The organism is Hallella sp. (assembly GCF_037460745.1).
In the GTDB taxonomy this organism is placed as follows: domain Bacteria; phylum Bacteroidota; class Bacteroidia; order Bacteroidales; family Bacteroidaceae; genus Prevotella; species Prevotella faecis.
On sequence record NZ_JAXVAE010000135.1, the window covers coordinates 1 to 20,973 of the forward strand.

Annotated in this window: 8 protein-coding genes; 4 read left to right on the forward strand and 4 right to left on the reverse strand. The window is 56.9% G+C overall.

Annotated elements, in window-relative coordinates:
* Positions 1-33: 33 nt before the first annotated feature.
* From WKK33_RS09305 to hrpB, 4 genes are all read right to left on the reverse strand, one after another.
* Positions 34-4,389 carry an FG-GAP-like repeat-containing protein gene (locus tag WKK33_RS09305; RefSeq protein WP_337933554.1) on the reverse strand — a complete coding sequence of 1,452 codons (4,356 nt, stop codon included), beginning with the start codon at positions 4,387-4,389 and terminating at the stop codon, positions 34-36.
* Entirely contained in the window at positions 4,386-4,832 is a 447-nt protein-coding gene (locus tag WKK33_RS09310; protein ID WP_337933555.1) for a T9SS type A sorting domain-containing protein, read from the reverse strand. The genes WKK33_RS09305 and WKK33_RS09310 overlap by 4 nt, the downstream gene beginning before the upstream one ends.
* 153 nt (positions 4,833-4,985) lie before the next feature.
* On the reverse strand, positions 4,986-5,804 hold the full coding sequence (locus tag WKK33_RS09315; RefSeq protein WP_337933556.1) for a Cof-type HAD-IIB family hydrolase: 819 nt from the start codon (positions 5,802-5,804) through the stop codon (positions 4,986-4,988).
* 95 nt (positions 5,805-5,899) lie between these two features.
* Positions 5,900-8,392: an ATP-dependent helicase HrpB gene (gene hrpB, locus WKK33_RS09320; protein WP_337933557.1), complete on the reverse strand. Its 2,493-nt coding sequence runs from the start codon at positions 8,390-8,392 to the stop codon at positions 5,900-5,902.
* 486 nt (positions 8,393-8,878) lie between these two features.
* On the opposite strand from hrpB, the gene lptB reads away from it, so the two are divergent.
* The 4 genes from lptB to WKK33_RS09340 all read left to right on the forward strand — a co-directional run bounded on the left by lptB (position 8,879) and on the right by WKK33_RS09340 (position 20,924).
* Complete coding sequence (gene lptB / locus WKK33_RS09325; protein WP_215759909.1) at positions 8,879-9,724, forward strand: LPS export ABC transporter ATP-binding protein; 846 nt, start codon at positions 8,879-8,881, stop codon at positions 9,722-9,724.
* A gap of 163 nt (positions 9,725-9,887) precedes the next feature.
* Positions 9,888-11,243 carry a trigger factor gene (gene tig / locus WKK33_RS09330; RefSeq protein WP_337570101.1) on the forward strand — a complete coding sequence of 452 codons (1,356 nt, stop codon included), beginning with the start codon at positions 9,888-9,890 and terminating at the stop codon, positions 11,241-11,243.
* Positions 11,244-11,729: 486 nt separating this feature from the next.
* Positions 11,730-19,598 carry a S8 family serine peptidase gene (locus WKK33_RS09335; RefSeq protein ID WP_337933558.1) on the forward strand — a complete coding sequence of 2,623 codons (7,869 nt, stop codon included), beginning with the start codon at positions 11,730-11,732 and terminating at the stop codon, positions 19,596-19,598.
* Positions 19,599-20,204: 606 nt separating this feature from the next.
* On the forward strand, positions 20,205-20,924 hold the full coding sequence (locus WKK33_RS09340; RefSeq protein WP_337933559.1) for a porin: 720 nt from the start codon (positions 20,205-20,207) through the stop codon (positions 20,922-20,924).
* Positions 20,925-20,973 lie beyond the last annotated feature (49 nt).

Here is a 20,973-nt window from a genome sequence, read left to right on the forward strand (position 1 = left end):
TTAAATATCAAATATATAACTATAGTTAAGCGATTAATATCGCATCACTAGTACTTTTTCATTATAGGCATAGGCGAACGTGTAGTCGCCGTCGCCTTCGACATGCCGCTTTTCCGTGACGACGCGGCCCAGCGCGTCGTGGGTGTACTCCACCGTGTTGCCGCCAGCGGTCTCTTTCACCAGCCGCAGCCGCTCGTTGCCTACCGTGCCATAGGTGCGGGTGACGATGGTCCCGCCGACCTGTGATGACACCAGCCTCCCCAGGTCATCGTAGGTGTGAGCCGTTACCACGCCGCGCGCGTCGGTCTCGGTCAGCGGCGTGCCGTCGGCAGCGTAGGTGGAGCGTGTGGTGCCAGCGTCGGGGTCGGAGAGCGTCAGCCGGTTGCCGGCCTCGTCGTAGGCCATCTTCGTCACGGCGCCCAGGGCGCTCACCCGTTGGGGCTTGCCCACGGAGGCGTAGCGGTAGCGTGTCACGCCCGCGGGGTCGTCCGAGCGGACGAGGTTGCCCCAGGCGTCGTACGTCTTGGCGTACGTGCGCCCAGCGAGGGTTGTCGTTTCCGTACGGCCATTGTAGGCGTGGGTGACCGACTGCCCCGTGCTCGACACGGCCTGCGCCAGTCGTCCGCGGTCGTCGTAGGTGTAGTCGGTGGTGATTGTCTGTTTGCCGCGCTTGTCCGTCACGCGCGAGATGCGCCCCTGTGTGTTGTAGTTAGTGGTGGTGGTGAGTTTGAGCCCCTTGGGGCCCACCGTCTCGCGCGAGAGCTCATGGCCTACGATATCGTACCAGGTGGTGACGGGCGGTTGGCCAGTGGAGGTCACCTTCTCACAATACCTGTCGCCGCGGAAGCTCCAGTTAGTCTCGCGCGCCGTCTGCGTGCCGTCGGGACGGACAGTCGTCAGTCGCCGCCCCCAGCCATCATAAGTGTGGCGGGTAGTGAGGGGGCGCGAGGGATCGGTCTCGTCACGCTCCGTCAGTGCGTTGCCCCACAGGTCACGTGTGTAGGCGGTGACGGTCGAGGCCGGGTTGGTGGTGGCCCGGATGACGAAACGGCCCGTGGGGTCGTACTCGTGGCGATGGGTGACGGGCTTCACGCCCCGGCCCGTGGTGACCGATGTCAGCGTGTTGCCGTAGGCGTCGTGGGTGTTGGTGGTGGTGAGGGCCAGGTCGGTGCCGCTGTTCACCGTGATGGCGATCGCGTCGCCCCTGTCGTCGTATTGGTAGGCGGTGACCGATGTGTGGGGCGCCGCGTTGTCGGCGTGCTTCTGCGTTAGGGTCATCCTGCCGGGCAGCCACATGCCGCCCTTGCGCTGGTAGTCGTCGTAGGCCACCCGCTTGTACATGTTGTCGCCGCCGTTGTAGACGGTCTCTTCGGTCACTACGCCCTTGGCCGTGTCGTAGCGGGTGTCGGTCGTGGCGGTGTTGCCGTCGAGGTCGGTGACGTCCTTGTGGGAGATGTAGGCGAAGTGGGTACCGCCCGTGTGGGCCACGGTGTATTGTGACGCCACGGTGCTCGTGGCTTCGCGCACGGTGGTCGTTGCGGTCGTGCGCGTGGGTATCCAGAGGGTCTCGTCCCATTGGTCCGCGCGGCAGGTTTCCGACGTTCCGAGGGTGGTGTTGTCGGCGGTCACGGCACCGAAGCCGAGCGCGCCGCGGCCGGCAACGTGGATGCGCAGGTCCTGGTAGCGGTAGCGCGTCTCCTGGTAGCCGGCCGCGCCGCCCGGGCGCGTCGTCCCGGCCACGACGGGGATGGGCAGCGTGTAGGTGTTCACGGGATAGGCGCCACCGGTGCTCTGCGTGTATACCGTGGGGCTTGTGGCGAAGGCGTAGCGGATGGTGGTGGTGGCGCCCAGCCCGTCGGTCACGCCGGTGAGGCGGCCGGCGGCTGACAGGTCGCCGCCCGTTCTGTAATAGTGGACCTTGTCGGCCGTCTTGTCATCGGTGTCGGTCAGGCGCGTGCCATAGTTGGCCAGCTCCAGGCTGCCGTCGCCGTTGAAGTCGCCCGTGAAGAGGGTGCTCTCCAGAGCGTCGTCCTCGCGCGTCTTTGTGAGGGTGCGCGCAGTCTTTAGCGTCGTTCCGTCTGACAGCAGCCACATAACCTTTGTGCCTGTGTACTCGTTGTTGAACTTGGGGAAGCCGTGGTGCACGTAGGCGGCCTTGCACACTATGGCGTCGGATCGGCCGTCGTGGTCGAGGTCGAGGATATGGATGGAGAAGTGGTCGTCGTCCTTGAGCGAAGCGTGGTCGCCCACCCCGAGGTCGGCAGTCTGGCTGAGGGTGAAGGTGCCGTCACCGTTGTTGCGTGCGATGCGCAGCGTTCGCTCGCCTCGCCTGTTGAGAATGAAGTCGGCCAACCCGTCACCGTCGATGTCGCCTTGCTCCATGCGCCAACTGTCGCCGATCGTTGTGCCCTCGGCCACCCGGTCCTCGCCAAATCGGTTGGGGATGGCATCCCCGCCTTTGTTGAAGTAGATCTTGTAGCCGCCGTCGTAGAGCAGGATGAGGTCTGTGAGCCCGTCGTTGTTGTAGTCGCCGGTGAACACCTTGGCGATGTCCTTTTTGACGCCCGTGGGCAGGGTCAGTTTCGTCAGGGTGACATCGCGCAGTCGGTCGTCCAGGTATTTCACAATGGCGCATGGGTATCGGCCGTTCGACGGGCGCGGCCATATACAGAGGATCTCGTCCTTGCCGTCGCCGTTCAGGTCGAGGGTCGCGAAGAGCGGCTCCGTATTCACCGAGTCCAATTGGATGAACTGGCCTTCCGGCTCACAGTTCCTGCTTTTCGCCACGTCACTGCCCTTGATGACGTAGAGCACCGTATTCCTCCAATTGTCGCCGCCCCCCTTACCTTTTTCGGTGCTTCCGAAGGCGAAGAATAGGTCGTTGTAGCCATCGCCGTCGAAGTCCATGACGGATGCGCCCGACAGCAGGCACTTGATGCCGTGGTACGAGAAACAGGGCGGCAGGGTGCAGATGACGGGCATGTTGTCGTAGACGATCTCGCCCGTGGGCTGCATGTGGCTGCGGCTAACATACACACGGGTGTAAAGCGTGCGGCCGCCCTTGTCCGTGTTGGGTACTTGGGCCGACGAAACGCGGATGATGTCGCTCACGCCGTCGCCGTTGAGGTCGGTGGCGAGGAAGTACTTGCCCTTCTCGATGACCGCCCTGTCTATGTCCTCTGTTTGCACCTTCAGCGTTGTGGCCACGGGTGAGAAGGCTGGCAGGGGCTTCCACGTGAGTTTCACGGGCGGGTACTTCTCGCCCCGTCCGTTGGCCTCCTCAACCTTGGCCAGGCGTGTCCACTTGCCGGACGACTGGTCAAGGGCGTCGTCATAGGTGAGCGTGTAGGTGCGGTATACAGAGTCGTTGCACGACGTGGTGATGGTGGATAGGCTGAAGTTCGTCCGTCCGCGCTGGTCGCCCAAAGTGAAGGGGCGTGTGTTGTCACCCAGGGAGCGGTAGGCGAAGGCTACCTTGCAGGTAATGCCGCGCGCCTTGGCCTCATTGGTGCCGTAGGTGATTGATGTGGGCCTGATTGACAGGCCCGAGAGTGCGTAGGTGTAGGTGATGGTGTTCGCGTGGCTGTCCCTGCCCTTGGTGACATGCCACGAGGCCACATGTTGCGCGCCCCGCCTGTCGGTGTAGGCCAGTCGGGAGCCGATGGTGCGGCCGTACTCGTAGGTCATGCCTGAGGGCGTGGCCACCGTGAACCACTCGTCACCACCGTGGGTCGTCACGCTCGTGTAAGGGTCGCCCTCCACCGTGTAGGTGGCGCCGTCGCGTCCGCGGATGCCCGAGAGGAGAACGAGTCGCTTCCCGTCGAGGAAGAGGTTGTCGGCGTCCGTGTAGGTCACGCCCCGTTGCGCGCCGTCGTGGAACAGGTCGCAGCCACCGCGGGTAATAGCCGATAGGTCGGTGATTCCAATTCCATAGCCCGCCAGACCGTATCCGCCCTTCTGGCTGTCGTAAGTAAGGCTCAGGTGCGGTGTCAGTCCCCCACCGTCGGGCACCTGAATGTCAAGGTTGTAAGTGGCGGCGCCCGTTGCGCTTACAGAAACGATGCCTGAGGGCGTGCCCACAGGACCTCTCCTGTCGAGGGGCTTGAAGGGAATTGAGTCGCGGGGTGGCTTGGGATACAGCGAGTCTATGGGGATACCGGGGAGGCTGGGATCTTTGTCAATGTAACCGATGACCTGCGGTGTGGCAGGCGACTGTGAGGTGGTTGTGTCGGTTGTGTCGGTGGGATCGACAAGGTGGGTCGACAAGGCAAATTCTGCCGCTGCGGAAGGGCCCACCTCGTGCCTGCTGGGCAAGAAGGCCCAAGCGCACGTGAGGGGGACGAGCGTCAGAAGGAGAATGAGCAACCAGTCTCTCCGTGTCCTTGTCATTTGCGAGTGATTTTCCATGTGCTTGTGTGGTCGTTGACAGTGATTCTGAGGAGGTAGACACCGGCAGGCTGGCGGCTTAGGTCGACTCGGAGGTCCACGTCACCGTCGTTCGTCGTGGGACTTGCGGCATAGACCTCTGCGCCCTGGGAGGTGTAAGCGGCCACGGTGCATCGGTCCGAGGCCGACAGACGGGACAGGCGTACGCGCACCGTCCCGGTGGTGGGGTCTGGAGTAATCGTCACCGTGTGGCCCGTGAGCTGGTCGGAGAGCTTGGGCGAGGCTGGCTTGGCTGCATGCTGCCTGCTCTTCGTCTGGCGGACGGGCAACACGACTTCGCGTTTCACCCGGTTGCCCGCGGCGTCATAGGCATAGCCTATCTTGCCTTGGGCAAAAGACAAAAGGGGCAATAATAATAGGTATAGCAACAGAATGGTTCGCATCATGACCTATTCCTTTTTAATTAGTACTCATATGGAGTTTAAGCAAATACTCTGCAAATATATCTCATTTTTCCCATACGGCCATTATATCACTGCAAAATTTTCATCTTTAGCTGGGCGCATGGAACAGGCAGGGCTTCTTCGTCCATTCCAATCTCATTCCACGCCACAGAACTTCTGCAGCACGTGGGCCACGCCGTCCTCCTCGTTGGAGCGGGTGATGTAGTCGGCTTTCGCCTTGGTGGCGTCGGCGGCATTGGCCATCGCCACGCCCAGTCCGGCATATTCGATCATGGAGATGTCGTTGTGGCCGTCGCCTACGGCAATGATCTCCTCGCGTGTCAGGCCGAGGGTGGGCAGGAGACGTGCGAGCGAGGCAGCCTTGTCGATGCCGAGTGGCACACACTCCAGGAAGAAGTCGGCGGAACGGTAGACGCTGCACTGGCCTTGCAGGGTCTGGGCCAGATGGCGTTCCAACAGGGCGAGTGGGGTGGGGTCGCCCACAATGAGACACTTGTTGATGGGATATTGCACCTGATGGACGAAGTCGTCGTATTGGGTGAGGGGCATCTTGTTGATGAACGCCTCGTGGCGCACATACTCATTGCTGATGTCGGTGGCGGCTATGCCCTCGCCCTGATAGGTGAGGATCTCAAAGTGGCGGCTATCTTCTTTGGCTGCCCGATACAGGATGGGCACGAGGTCGGCATTGAGCGTTTGGTTGAAGATGATGGCTTTGTTGTCCCATTGGGTGACGCAACCGCCATTGTAAGCCATGACGTAGCCGCCCTGTTGGCCTATTTGCAACTCGTCGGCAAGAGGGCGTATGCCGTAGGTGGGGCGTCCTGATGCCAGGATGACGCGCATTCCATTGCGTTGGGCGCTCAGCAGGGCTTCGCGGGTCTTGGGTGTTATCTCTTTCTTATTGTTGGTCAGTGTTCCGTCGAGATCGAGCACGATTGCTTTGTAAGTCATTTGCTTGGTGTTGTGATAAGGTTGTGTTATGAATGAATGATATTTGTTGTTGGGCTGGGTTGTGATATGTCGCCTTTGTATGGGAGGACCGATGGTCAGGCCCCGCCTTTGTTGTTGGGCTTTCGCTTCACACCCCTTACCGCCTCGGCTTCCAAGGGGTTGTCGGGCCAATGATGCTTGGGATAGCGGCGCTTCAGTTCCTTGCGCACCTCGAAATAGGCGTTGTTCCAGAAACTTCGCAAGTCCTTGGTCAACTGCACAGGCTTGAATCCCGGCGACAGCAGTTCCATCAGCACAGGCCGTGAGCCATTGTCAACACAAGGCGTGTCGGTCATGCCGAAGCACTCCTGCAGGCGGACGCTGAGCACCGGCGCGTCGGCCCCCTCACGATAGTCGACCCTGATACGACTGCCTGTGGGCACCACGATGTGGGAGGGTGCCAGCTGCTCCACCGCTTGTTGCTGCTCATAGGATAGCTGCGCCCACAGCACCGCCGCCATGTCGATCTTTTTCAGTTCCGTCGCGTTGACCGACCTGCCAACGTACATCGGCAGCCACTCCTCCGTTTTCTGAAGCAAGCCGTCGGTAGACACGTCGGGCAGCGCGAGCTCCGCATGCCAACTGGCGCAGGTGGCTATGCGTCGTTGTAATTGTTGGAACCCGTCGGAGAGGTTGAGCAGGCTGCGCCCCTCCCGTTTCAGCGTTTGCGCCACGATGGCTACGGCCTTGTCGTGGGGCACCGCCTCCAACGGCTTGGTGGACAACAGGATGCTTCCGATGCGCCGTTCGCGTGTGGCCGTCACCCGTCCCAACGCGTCGTCCCAAGCGATTCGGTCGTAATCGCTTGCCAAGGGGTCGACCGTTGCCTCATCGACTGGCGAGGCAAGGAAAATTTTTCGTCCCACAGCGGCCACGGCCAGCAGTGGGTAGCCATGCAGGCTATCGTTGGTGTCGAGGGCGACATGCTCGCCGTTGGCCATACGGTATGTGCCGTCGGGGTCCGCCTTGGCTATGCGCTCGGGGTAGGCCACGGCCACCAGCATGCCCGTGTCGTAGGCCGACGACGCTTGGTTGTCCTCGCCCACACGAACCATGTGGCAGTATTGCTCGGCTATCAGGGCGATGCGCTTCCAGCGTCCTAGCGCCCGCCGGCGTCGCGCCTCCCTCAACTCGATGACGCGCCGGTTGAGATCGGCGTCGTTGTCGTTGGAGAGCGGGTCGCGCTCCTCGAGCAATGCGGCGATGTCGGTGGCCAGCGCCTTCAGGGCGTTGCTGTTGGCCTTGACCAGCATCTGCGCTATGCGCGGGTGGCAAGGCAACTTCGACAGGGCCTCGCCATGCGTCGTGATGCGCCCTCGGTGGTCGATGGCGCCAAGACTTCTCAGCAGCTCCTCAGCGCGCCGTATGTGGTTGGCGGGTGGCGGTGTCATCCAAGGCATCTGCTCCATTGCGGTGCCGCCCCACGCCGCTATGTCGAGGGCGAGCGCTGTTAGGTCGGCGGTCATGATCTCGGGAGTCCTACACGCCTCCAGTCGGGCCTCGGCGGCTTTGCTCCACAGGCGGTAGCATCGGCCCGCCGACACACGTCCGGCCCGTCCGGTTCGCTGTTGAGCCATGTCCATGGAGATGCGCACCGTCTCCAGATGCTCCAGGGCGTTGCACTCATCGTAGACCATTCGGCGGCACAATCCCGAGTCGACCACCACCGTTACGCCTTCGATCGTTATCGACGTCTCGGCAATGGGCGTGGCCAGCACAATCTTGCGCTCCCCGCTCCTGGGAGGGGCGATGGCCGCCCGCTGCTCGCTGGGCGACAGGCGCCCGTAGAGCGGATAGAGCACCGTGTCGCTGGTGAAGCTGCTAGCGAGCATCTCGCAGCACTTGCCAATCTCGGCCTCGCCCGGCAAAAAGGCGAGAATGCTTCCGTCGGTATCGCGCCACGCCTGGCACACCGTGGCCGCCACCTCCTCAGCACATTGGTAGGCGCTGATGTCGTTGCCATACACCACCTCCACGTCGAACATCCTTCCGCGGCTCTCCACCAGGGGCGCGTTCAGCGCGTGGCAGATGGCGGAGGTGTCGATCGTGGCCGACATGACCACGATTTTCAGGTCGGGACGAATGGTGCGTTGCGTTTCGCGCACAAGGGCCAAGGCCGCGTCGGTGATGATGCTGCGCTCGTGAAACTCGTCGAAGATGATGGTCGATATGCCGTCGAGTGTCGGGTCGTCCACCATCATCCGCGTCAGCACACCCTCGGTGAGCACTTCTATGCGTGTGTGAGTCGACACCTTGCTCTCGAATCTCACCCTGTAGCCTATCAGGTCGCCCACGGCCGTGTGGGTCATCTCGGCCATGCGCTCCGCTATCTGCCGGGCGGCCACGCGCCGAGGCTCAAGCAGCACCACCTTCTCGTCGGCTTCAGCCTGCCCTTGGTATAGGGTCAGCGGGAGCAGGGTCGATTTTCCCGCTCCGGGAGGTGCGGTGACAACCACCGCCGAGTGGTCGCGCAGCGCATCGTTGACGCTTGGCGCCACCTCGCCAATGGGCAGCGTGTGCAGGTATCTGTCGAAACTTAGGTTGGTCATGGATCAATGATGTGGTATGTTGTTCACACAAATTTAGCCATAAACCATCAGAAACAGGCGGAAACAGGCAGAAATCTTTGGCAAAAGGCCCAAATAATCCCAAATTGGTCATTAGATTTCAATTCTTGTTAGTGTTTGTTACATCCTACTATTTCCCCAATTTTGGTCTAATGACCAATTTGGGATAATAGCGGATTGTGAACCCAAGGCCCTGCAAAATCCATGGGTTCGGCCTTCTGAGGCCAACGGGCGGTCGGGGTTGCGCGAATGGGAGGGCGTGGCGTGAGGCGGCGGGGGGCGCAGTTCATGTAGTGTGTGGCCAACAGGTGGGTAATGTTGGGTCTTTTGTTTTTTTGACTTCACTTAACTATCAACCATTAGGCGTTCTTCTTTTTTTTTAGTATTTTTGCAGCCAAATCGGAAATTATGACAGAGACAACAAACGTGGCCGAGAATCAAAGGCTGGAACGTGCTGAAATAGAACGCATGAGTCCTGAGGAGGTGGAGGCACATCTCGACAAGCGCCTGAAGCATAAGATGCTCCATACCGAAGGACTGGTGAAGCGCTACGGCAAGCGCACCGTGGCCAACGGTGTGACCATCAACGTGAAGCAAGGCGAGATTGTGGGACTGCTCGGACCCAATGGCGCCGGAAAGACCACGTCGTTCTATATGACCACCGGACTGGTCATCCCCAACGAGGGACATGTCTACATCGACGACGAGGAGATTACCAAATACCCCGTTTACAAGCGTGCCCGCGCAGGTATCGGATACCTGCCGCAGGAGGCCAGCGTGTTCAGAAAGCTCAGCGTGGAGGACAACATCATGTCGGTGCTCGAGATGACGAAGCTCACACACCAGCAACAGCTCGACAAGTTGGAAAGCCTCATTGCCGAGTTCCGATTGCAGAAGGTGCGCAAGAACATGGGAGACCGCCTCTCGGGAGGTGAGCGCCGACGCACGGAGATTGCGCGCTGCTTGGCCATCGACCCGAAATTTATCATGCTCGACGAGCCCTTCGCCGGTGTGGACCCCATCGCCGTGGAAGACATCCAGCACATCGTGTGGCGACTGAAATACCGCAACATAGGTATCCTCATCACCGACCATAACGTGCAGGAGACGCTCTCAATCATCGACCGAGCCTACCTCTTGTTTGAGGGACGCATCCTCTTCCAGGGCGACCCCGAGAGCTTGGCCGCCAACAAGATCGTGAGAAAGAACTATCTCAGCGAGAACTTCGTGTACAGAAAGTTCCAGTCGAACGAGGAAGACCGAGCCTTCGCCGTTGGCGCCCGTCGAGATCTCTTGGCCGAGACGCAGGGCTGACCGAAAGCGCGCTGAGGCGCCCCGCCACAGGCGCAAACAGGGCGAAAACACAATTTTTACCTTTTATATTAGGCATATTCGTGAAATTTGCGTAATTTTGCAACTCGCATTGCATGATTGCCAATCGCAGATTATTCATAAAAACAAAAATACAACTTAAAAGATGAAAGTATCATTTGAGAACCCCGACAAGATCAATGGCCTGTTGACCATTACCGTTGAGGACGACGACTACAAGGCAGAGGTTGAGAAGACCCTGAAAGAATACCGCAAGACCGCCAATGTGCCTGGCTTCCGCCCCGGCCAAGTGCCTATGGGCATGATTCGCCGCCGCTTTGGCTCGGCTGTGAAGATGGACGCCATCAATAAGGTTCTGGGTGATGAGTTGCAGAAGTATATCGCTGACAACAACATCGCTATGCTCGGCGAGCCCCTCGCCTCAGAGAAGCAGCAGCCCCAAGACCTCGAGAAGGACGGTCCCTACACATTCATGTTCGACATTGCCGTGGCTCCTGAGTTCGACATCAAGCTCGACGCCAACGATACAGTCGACTACTATGAGATCGCTGCCGACGACACGCTCATCGACTCACAGGTGGAGATGTTCGCATCGCGCATGGGACAGAACGTGGAGGCCGACCACTATGAGGATGGCGACGTGCTGAAGGGCGACCTGCGCCAGCTCGACGCTGAGGGCAACACCTTGGAGGGTGGTCTCACCGTTGAGGCTGCTTCAGTGATGCCTAAGTACCTCAAGAGCGACGACCAGAAGAAACTCTTCGACGGTTGCAAGCCCGGAGATATCATCACCTTCAACCCCAGCAAGGCTTACGAGGGCAGCAACTATGAGCTGTCATCACTGCTGAAGGTGGACCGCGAGAAGGTGGCTGAGTACACTGGCGACTTCAGCTATCAGATCACAAGCGTGCAGCACTTCGAGAAGCACGCCGTGGACCAGGAGCTCTTCGACCTCACATTCGGCAAGGACGCCGTTAAGGACGAGAAGGAGTTCCGCGAGAAGATCGCTGAGGGCCTGAAGGCTCAGCTGGCTCTCGACAGCGACATGAAGTTCCTGATGGACGTGCGCAAGTACGCTGAGGACAAGGTGGGGCAGCTCACTTATCCCGACTCACTGCTCAAGCGCATCATGAAGCAGAACAACAAGGATAAGGACCAGGAGTTCATCGACAAGAACTATGAGCCCAGCATCAAGGAGCTCAGCTGGAGCCTCATCCGCAGCAAGATCGCTGTGGCCCTCGGTGTGAAGATCGAGGACGAGGACGTGAAGAGCGCCGCTCGCGAGATGGCCAAGGCTCAGTTTGCCCAGTATGGCATGAGCAATGTGCCCCAGGAGTACGTCGACAACTACGCCGATGAGTTGCTCAAGAAGAAGGAGGCACAGCAGCAGTTTGTTGACCGCGCCATCGACGCCAAGCTCGTTGAGGCCCTCAAGGGTGTGGTTACATTGAACAAGAAGAGTGTGTCGCTCGACGAATTCAATAAGATGATGGGTGAGTAAACCTAATCAGATAAGATAAAAAGCCTCTGGGGAATCGTTCCTCGGAGGCTTTTTCTTTTGGTTATAGGGGAATGTCGACCCTTGGCTCGGGCATAAACATAGGGCCTCATGGCACGTGTCGTAGCCCACGCGAAGGCGAACGGGAAGAAAAGAATAACGCGATGGCAGGAGAAAAGGTCTCCTAAAAAAAAGTAAAAATTTGTGCAAGGATTTACGTTTTTTTGTATTATCTTTGCAAAAAGATAGGTTGCATTCGGCCCTTTGAAAGCAAGTTTTCATGGTGCTCGTTTGCACTGTCATTCGTGGAATGAAGGGGGAATGTGGTGGAAAACACCAAGAAGAAGTAAGAGACGATTGTAGGAGGAATACCATATTATATTATACGTTGCAGACAGGAGGACGACAGGAAAATATACCATACAACTGCGTTGCGAAGCGCAAACCATGTGAAGATAGATTATTTTTTTTATTTTTAATTTTACCGATATGCAAAAGAACTTGATTATGGGTCTGTGCAGTTTGATGCTCTTGTTGGGCATTGCCACTGCCGACGCACAAAGGCTCTTAGCTACATCTGAACCCCATTACGTAGAGGGTAAGGTTCGCGTGAAACTCCAGCCGGAGGTGGCGACGTTGCTCCAGCAGGTAACCCTGCCGAATGGAAGTGTGCAGAAGAAGGCAAAGGCTCAGTACGTAACGACCGGTGCGACGACGCTCGATCGCGTTGCGCAGAAAGTGAGGGCTGTGAGCATGAAGCGTGTGTTCCCGTACGCAGGTAAGGATGAGGCCAAGCACAAGGCTGCTGGCCTCGACCGCTGGTACGACGTCACCTTCGTGGAAGACGGTATGACAACCGCTCAGGCACGCAATCTTTACAAGTCGACAGCTGGTGTGGAGTATGCGCAGCGCATACCCATCTACCAACCTTACGGAGGCGAGAGCTTCCGCGCCGTGTCGCCAACCGATGTGACATGGGTGCAGAAGGCGCTCTCTACCATGCCGTTCAACGACCCCTTGCTGCCTAAGCAGTGGCACTACTACAACAACGGGTCCATCGAAGGAACCGTGGCAGGGAACGACATCAACGTGTTCCCTGCCTGGGAGAGTGGTGTAACGGGATCGAAGGATGTCATTGTGGCCATCATCGATGGTGGCTTCCAAATCGACCACCCCGACCTGAAGGACAACCTCTGGGTCAACGAGGCTGAGCTCAACGGTGAACCCGGTGTGGACGACGACGGCAATGGATTCGTCGACGACGTGTATGGTTACAACTTCGTGATCAACTCTTCGAACATCAACGCACATTCACACGGCACACACGTGGCTGGTACGGTGGGCGCCACCAACAACAACGGCATTGGTGTGTCGGGTGTGGCCGGTGGAGCTGATGGCACTGGTGGTGTGAAGATGATGGTTTGCCAAGTGTTCGACTCACGTGCGAGTAGCTCGGCAGAGGCCGACTTCGCAGGAGCGCTCGTCTATGCTGCCGACCGTGGCGCAAGCATCGCCCAGTGCTCATGGGGTATGGGTATGGCTGACGAGGAGGACAAGGCCGTCTCGGAAGCCGTGAGATATTTCACGAAGAACGGCGGCGGCGAGAAGATGAACGGTGGACTCTGCATCTTCGCAGCTGGAAACAATGGCGAGGAAGGCAATTTCTATCCTGGATGCCTCGACGAGGTGGTGGCCGTGGGTTCTATGGGAGCCGACGGTATGGTGACCAGCTATTCCAACTATGGAAAGTGGGTCGATGTAACCGCTCCTGGTGGACTGGAGGACTATGGTGAGCAGTATGGCGTGTTGAGCACATTGCCCAACAGCAGCTATGGCTACAACGAGGGTACATCAATGGCCTGCCCGCATGTGTCGGGTATCGCAGCGCTCATCCTCTCGAAATATGGCAACAAGAACTTCTCTAACGAGACGCTTCGCACGCTCCTCACCACGTCGGTGAACGATCTCTATACCAAGAACCCCACCTATGCGGGACTGATGGGATCGGGTTACATCGATGCTTACAAGGCGCTGCAAGGCAAGGAGGGTAGCGTGCCTGAGGCCGTGGCCGACTTTACGGTGACTGCTTCGCACGACAACGCCCTCATCGAATGGATCATCCCCGATACTGAGGAGAAGAGCATCGACCACCATGTTATATATTATAGCACGGAGCCGTTTACAGCCAACGATAACCTCAATAAGCTCAACTCGGTGTCGGTGGACACTAAGTTTAAGTACTCTGGCGAGCCGGTGGCTTACGAGCTCGAAGGACTGAAGGCTTCTACGAAATATTACTTCGCCATCGTGGCTTACAACCGTTGGGGTAAGGCTTCGGCCATGTCGCCCGTGAAGGATGCTACGACCAACGCAGGTCCGAAGGTGCAGGTGGATAAGACGACGCTCAACATGACGGTCGACGCTGCCAACGCTCCTACGGCAGAGGCTTCATTCAACATCAAGAACGCTGGCGAGGGTATGCTGAAGTACCAACTCACAACTGCCACGACACGTGCCACGATGTCGACTAAGGCGCGCGCTGAAAAGCCGACGCCTGGCCAGGTGGTGCCCTTCAGCGGAACCGTGGCTCCCACGCTTGCCAAGAGTAACGTCGTGGCATCAAGCGACTATCAGGCTTCTGATTGGCCCACCACTCTCACCTACTCGGAGACGCTCTATAGCTATCTGGGTGAGTCGGACGTGAAGATGCCTAACGCTTTGGCTCAGTATTTCTATGTCGACAAGAAGACCTATCCCAATGGATTCAACCTGACGGCCCTGAAATTCCAAGGCCACAATGGTGAGGATCCTGTGATTGAGATTTACGACGGTTCGCGTTCGATCTCAACGGCAAGCCTCATTCAGAAAGTCGACTATAGCCTGTGGGCTTACAACTATAACATCACGCTGGGCGAACAGATCTATTTCGCGCCCGGCACAAGCTTCTGGGTGGTGGCTAAGTTCCCTGCCGGAGCCAAGAATCCGCTCGGCGCTGGTAAGACAAGCCGCGACGATGTGGCGCAGTATAGCTTCTACAGTTCCAACAACGGTGCCACATGGACACAGCTCACCGAGGTGCTCAAGGGCTCAAGCTTCGAGGCAGTATCCGACCATCTCACATGGGCCGTGCAGGCCATCAGCGCAAATCCCGATTGGAGCCAGGTGCTCAACCCAGAGCCTATTAGCGGTGAGGTGCGCCCAGGTGAGAGCCAGGCGGTGACGCTTAAGAACGACGGACAGAAGCTCGTCAACGGAACCTATAAGTTCAACATCCATGTGAAGACCAACGAGGCGGTCGACTCGAAGAAGAAGGTGGCGCTCACCATGACGGTCAAGGGCTACCTGCCTGAGTTGCACAGTCAGCAGCTCATTGATTTTGGCAACCTGCTCGTGGGTCAGAAGAAGACCATCGATGTGGAGCTGACCAACAGTGGATACGGCGTGTTTGGTGGCGAATATGGCTACCTGCAAAACAAGAAGAATGTGAAGTCGTCGTCCGATCAGTTTGATGTGTCGAAGGGCATGCAGGACATCGCGGCTCGTTCTACCGGCAAGCTGCCTGTGACATTCAAGCCTACAAAGGCTGGCAATTTCACCAGCAACATCACTCTGACCGACAAGAACGGCATCAAGCACACGTTCGTCGTGCGCGGTGTGGCTTCGGCCACGGCAACCCTTGAGGTGGCTAACAGCGAGTTCGACCTCGGCGACCTGAAGGTGGGCGGTGAGACAAAGACCGCTACCGTGACGCTGAAGAACACGGGCGAGTATCCGTTGCAATACGTGTTCCCGAAGTATTCGTCGGCCAAGATCGATGGTTCTACGGCACGTGTCCACAAGTTTGGTTATACCATTAAGTCGAATGTTGGTGATGATGATTCGTTCGAATATGAGCCGGCGCCTGAGTTGGCCGACGAACAGGACATCACCTCGCAGTTCAATAGCAACAACTGGCAGTCGGGTCCGATCAAGGTCGGCTTCAAGTTCCCGTTCTACGGCAAGGAGTACGATCAGGTTTACATCTCGTCTTACGGCGGTTTGAGCATGTTGCCCATCGAGGGACGCATCTCGTGCATGGTGCCGACGGGCGACTGTGTGCAAGGTCTCGGCTACGTATCGGCCTATACCAACTCTGGTTGGATGGACATGGGCGGCAACAGTAAGATCTCTTACGGCCACAAGGATGGCAAACTCTATGTTAAGTTTAAGGATGTGGTGACACCGGCCACCGAGGGTGGCGGTGAGACAACAACGCTCAGTTTCCACATGGCCCTTTGTCCTGACGGTAGCGTCGAGGTTTATTACGACGACTATAATCCGGCAGGTGTGTTTGGCAGCGGTGGCAACAACTTCGTGGGCGTGAGCAATATCGAGGCCAACGACGCGTGTGTATTCACCGACGCCAGTCTCGTACACTCGACCAACGAGGGTGTCGACGCTCCTTATTATGATATCATGACGGGTAGCGCCATCAAGATTGTGGCTCCCGCCAAGTCGATGGTCAAGAGCCTGTCGAGCACCGATGGTTACATCGGAAACGGCGACAGCAAGGACATCACCGTGACGCTTGCGGCCGGAGACGACCTCTACGCTGGTGAACTGACCAACTATCTCACGGTGCTGACCAACGATCCGAAACACGCCAGCAGCAACATCACATTGAAGGCCAACATTGTGGGCGACAACCTCAAGGCTGAGGCTGCGACCGACGTCAAGTCTGTCGACTTCGGCGATGTGTTCCGCACATCGGTGCAGAAGCGCCAGGTGTTGTTGAGCAACAACGGTAAGGATGTGCTGCACGTGAGCGGTGTGAGCGTGAAGAATGGCAAGTTTGGCGTGGCCGACGAGCTTAAGGAGGCATTCGATGTTCCAGCCGGACAGGGCAAGGATATCTCTGTCGTTCTGCCTACCGAAGAGAAGGGCGCCGTAGAGGATGCGCTTGTCATCGCATTGGCCGACGGCACGTCGCTCGAGGTGGCTCTCAAGGGTAATGTCATTGGCACACCGCTGTGGAGCGTTAACCCCGAAGCTATCGAGGAGGAGACTCCTTATGGCGTGAATGTTGTGAAGAACGACATCAAGGTGACCAACAATGGCGACGAGAACCTCACCTTCTCGGCCGAGCCCGCCACATGGTATCGTGCGCTCGATGTGGAAGAAGAGGGCGACTCGCAGGTCGACTATGTGTTCCATTCTAAGAGCGATGGCTTCGACGTTCCGTTCGAGTGGGTGGACATCACCTCCGACTACACGGAGCACATGCCTTACTCTTACTACATCGACAAGACCGACTTCAAGAAGGTCACATTGCCGTTCGAGTTCCCGTTCTACGGCAAGAAGTACAAGGAAATGTACATTTACAACACGGGCTTCGTATCGTTCGACGCCCCTGTGGAGGATTACAAGCAGTTCCCCGAGCCGCCGGCAAGCCTGCCAACAACAGAGACGTTCTACAGCAACATCATCTGTCCGTTCTGGGGTAACCACTCTATGAACACTCCGTCGACCGACGGTGTTTATTACAAGGCTAACGAGAACGACGTGGTCGTGTCGTACAAGAACTATGGCAACACCATGATGCAGGGCATGAACTTCCAGGTCATCCTGCGTAAGGACGGTTCGTTCAAGTTCCAATACGACCTCGCCCCCAATGGCTTCCAGCTGGGTGTGTTCGGTCTGTGCGGTATCATGGACCACAGCGAGACGCGCGGTATCACACCGGCAGATATGTACATCAACGCTGGCAACGCACTCGAGTTCACTCCTTATAAGAACTATGTGCTGGCTCCGGGTAAGAGCGCAAGCCTGCCTATCGAACTGTTGGCTGATAAGTTGGCCGACGTTTACCAATACGAGCTTAACGTGAAGACCAACGCTCCCGCCAACGAGAGCGTGAAGATTCCTGTTACGCTCAACATTACCGGCGCTCCTGAGCCCGTGTTCCCCGAAGTGGTGAACGTGGAACAGGTGGTCGACGAGAATCCGATGAACCCCGTCTACCATGAGTTTACGGTAGAGAACAAGGGCTCGAAGGCATTCACCATCGACGATGTGGCTTCCGAATTGTTCATGGCTTCCGATCCCGACGATCCTTGGGCAATGCCTGAGGCTTTGCTCGAGGTTTACACCAACGCCAACAATGGCGGTGGCGACTTCCCCGATGGACCAGACATTGGTCTTGACGCCAATGGCACCATGGCTTGGACGCGTTACAAGTCGGGCATGATGGAGCCGATCGTTGTGGGCAAGGAGCCCGTGAAGTTCCGCATCACCCTCTATAACACCTATGAGGTTCGCCAGAAGGATTATCCGCTTCTCTTCACCGTCAGCGGACTCGATGAGGAAACCCACGAGTCGCTCATCAAGGTGAATGTCACAGAGGCGCCTGCCCTTTCGTTCGACCAGGATATGCTGTATATCGAGAATGTGGCGAGCGATTACGCAGGCGAGGCTACCGTCAACATGAAGAATGAGGGCGGGTACAAGCTCAACTACACGTTGCGTCTCGATCCGTCGGGCCACGATGAGGCTTCCGACGAGTTTGGCGGCGACAACCCGTCACCGGCACTCAACGTCATCGCACATCCCACAACCGACCTCGCCAAGCAGTTTACCGAGGCTTGGGTGGCTCCCTTCAAGGGTAAGAGCATGCTCAAGGCGTTGGGCCTGAGAAAGGTGAAGGACGATCAGAAGTTCTTCTATGATGTGCCCGAGGGCTTGGAGGACAATGTGCTCTACTATCCGGTGCTCAATCCTGTAAGCAGCGCTATCGCTGCCCTGATGGGTACAGGTGCCAGCGCACTCGATGAGAACTTCTATGCCGCCACACGCTACGAGGCACCTGCTGAGGGCTTCAACCTGACGCATCTCTACTTTGTGGGCACAGTGGGCGACTTGGAGAATGTGGACATTGAGGCTTCCGTGATTCTCGGCAACGATGTCACGGCTACAGAGAAGACCATCGGTCATGGTAAGATTCATGTCGATGTCGAGGAGCCTCAGGCCAATGGCAGCTATCAAGGTGTGCCGCGCATGCTCAAGTTCGACAATCCGATCTATATCAATCCTGCCGACACGTTCTACGTGGTGCTGAAGTATCCCGCCGGCTTTAAGTCGTCGGCGCTCATGGCTTCGAAGGACGGCGACATGGAAACCAACCGCTACATGGCTCACCTGAAGTCGCTGGGCGGATGGGTCGACATTGAGGCGCTCTACGATAACGTGCAGAACACAGGTGCCTTCGGTTACTTCATGACTTGCGTGGAGCATGAGAAGGGCGAGCCTTGGATCAAGTTGCTCAACGAGCAGAAGGAGGGAACGCTTGAGGCTGGCACATCAATGCCGCTGAAGTTCCATGTCAATGCCAAGAGCACTTACTTCGCCAAGGGCAACAAGGCCACACTTGTGGTGAAGAGCAACGACCCCGCAAACGCCGTCGTCAATTACCACATCTATCTCGACCGCAATGCGGCTCCGGCCATCGAGGCCCCCGAGGCTGTGGTGGCAGCAAGCCAAGGCAAGACCACTCAGGTGAAGGTCGTTGTGGCTGATCCTGAGGAAGAGGAGTTCACGGTTACCTTCTCCGACAACAAGGAGTATACCACGGTGGCTTCTTACAATGAGGCTGACGGTGTGACTTATGAGAATGGAACGTTCAATGTGCCTGAGGGCGAACAGCTCGAGGCTACGTTTGCCATTACTCCTGAGTATGGCTACGACAATGTGGGCAGTGGTGTGATTGCCATCAACGCCACCGATGCCAGCGGCAACGCTTCGACAGCCGACGTCAACTACAATGTGGTGTTCACCAACCGCGCACCCGAGTACATCGGACAGGAGGAGTTGACCTACGAGGTAGGACAGCAGTCGGGCGTCATCAGCTACATCACGCTCTTTAGCGATCCTGACGGCGACGACTTCACCTGCACCGCTTCTTCAAGCGATTCGAAGGTGGCAAGCGTCTTCGTCTCAGAGGATGGTCTTATCATCAACGCCAAGAAGGCTGGCACCACCGTGCTGACCCTCACGGCTACCGATGCCAACAACGGCGTGGCAAGTCATCAGGTCACAGTCAATGTGGTGCCTTCGACGGGCATTGCAGGCGTGACAGCCGACGGTGGCGACGTCACGGTCGACGCTGACGAGAACGGCAATGTTGGTGTTGTGGTCAATGGCGATGTGGCCGAAGCCACCTTGCGTCTCTACAACAACGCAGGCCAGCTTGTCGCTCAGAAGATCGCCCGCAACCTGCACGCTGGCGATAAGGTGATCCTCGTGGCCAATGGCAGCGCAGGAGTTTATCACCTCAACGCTGTGCTCGACGGCAAGACGTCGAACGTGAAGTTTGCTGTGAAGTAAACCGTTCAATCTCTGGCGCGGCCCATTGCCGTGCCTAAGAGATTCGCATAACAAGAGGATGGAATGCCATTTGCGTCATTCCACCCTCTTTTCATATATCATTGGTGGTTCCTCCTCTCAGAGCAGGCGGTGCTTTCTCTCCCAAAAGGTAATGGCTCCTCTCAGAGCAGGCGGTGCTTTCTCTTACAAATGCAAAGAGCTTCTCTTGGTTCAGGCGGTTCTTTCTTTTACAAATGGCGATATTTCCTCTCGCGGGGGACGGTTCTTCTACTCATCATCGAAGATTCTCTCTCTTCCTTCTCGCATGTCCTTGATGGATATTTATTCCATTGTCCAAATTTGATAGATGTCTCTATCCCTGCCTTCCCGCATGCGATCGATGGGTGCTTTTGTTCTTTCTCAAACACGAGTAATAGGCGTTTTCGTCTTTGGCTTTTCTGCCAACGCTTTTCTGTGTGCGTTCACCAATAGGTTTTCTTATCCGATTTTAGTTAATTTTTATATGTTATGAAAAAAAGATAGGCTAAATCGTAAAACATTCGGGATTTATTCATATATTTGCTGCGATTTAAGAAACGAAAAACTCTATTAACCTAATCTTTATTTATGAAATCACGTTTAGCTATTGTTGCCGGCTTGTTGTGTTTGGCTTTGCCCATGTTGGCAGATGACGACAAACCCATTCTGAACATTGACCTGCATTCTCGTGTGAGTTTTATGAACGACCGCGTGGGCAATGAGATTCGCCATGACGCTTCGGGCTTCAAGGGCGATTACTTCTTCCTGATTGCCAATGGACAGGTGGACGACCATTTCTCTTACTCTTGGAGACAACGCATCAACAAGAAGATCGACCGCAACGATATGTTCGACGCCACCGATTGGTTGTATGTTTCTTATCAGGCCGACCGTTATTGGGGCGTGGCAGCCGGTAAGCAGGTGGTGATGATAGGTGGCTACGAGTATGACCGTTCGCCCATCGATATTTATACATCTTCTGAGTTTTGGAACAACATTCCTTGCTTCCAGTTTGGCGCCAGCGCCTCTTACACCACAACCAACGGTAAGAATCGTTTTGCGTTTCAGGTGAGCCAAAGTCCGTTTAACATTCCCCAGCATCGCGACATGCTTGCCTACAATGCTTTTTGGGGAGGCAATTTCGGTTTCTTGAATACGCTTTATTCGCTCAATATGATAGAGTATTCGCCGAGCCACTTCATCTCTTACATGGCCTTGGGCCACAAATTGAATGTTGGCAACGCTTCGCTCGAACTCGACTTCATGAATCGCGCCGCCAGTGGCCAGACCTTTATGTTTAAGGATTAGTACTGATGCGATAAAATCGCATAGTTATTAAAATTCATCAAATAAAGTG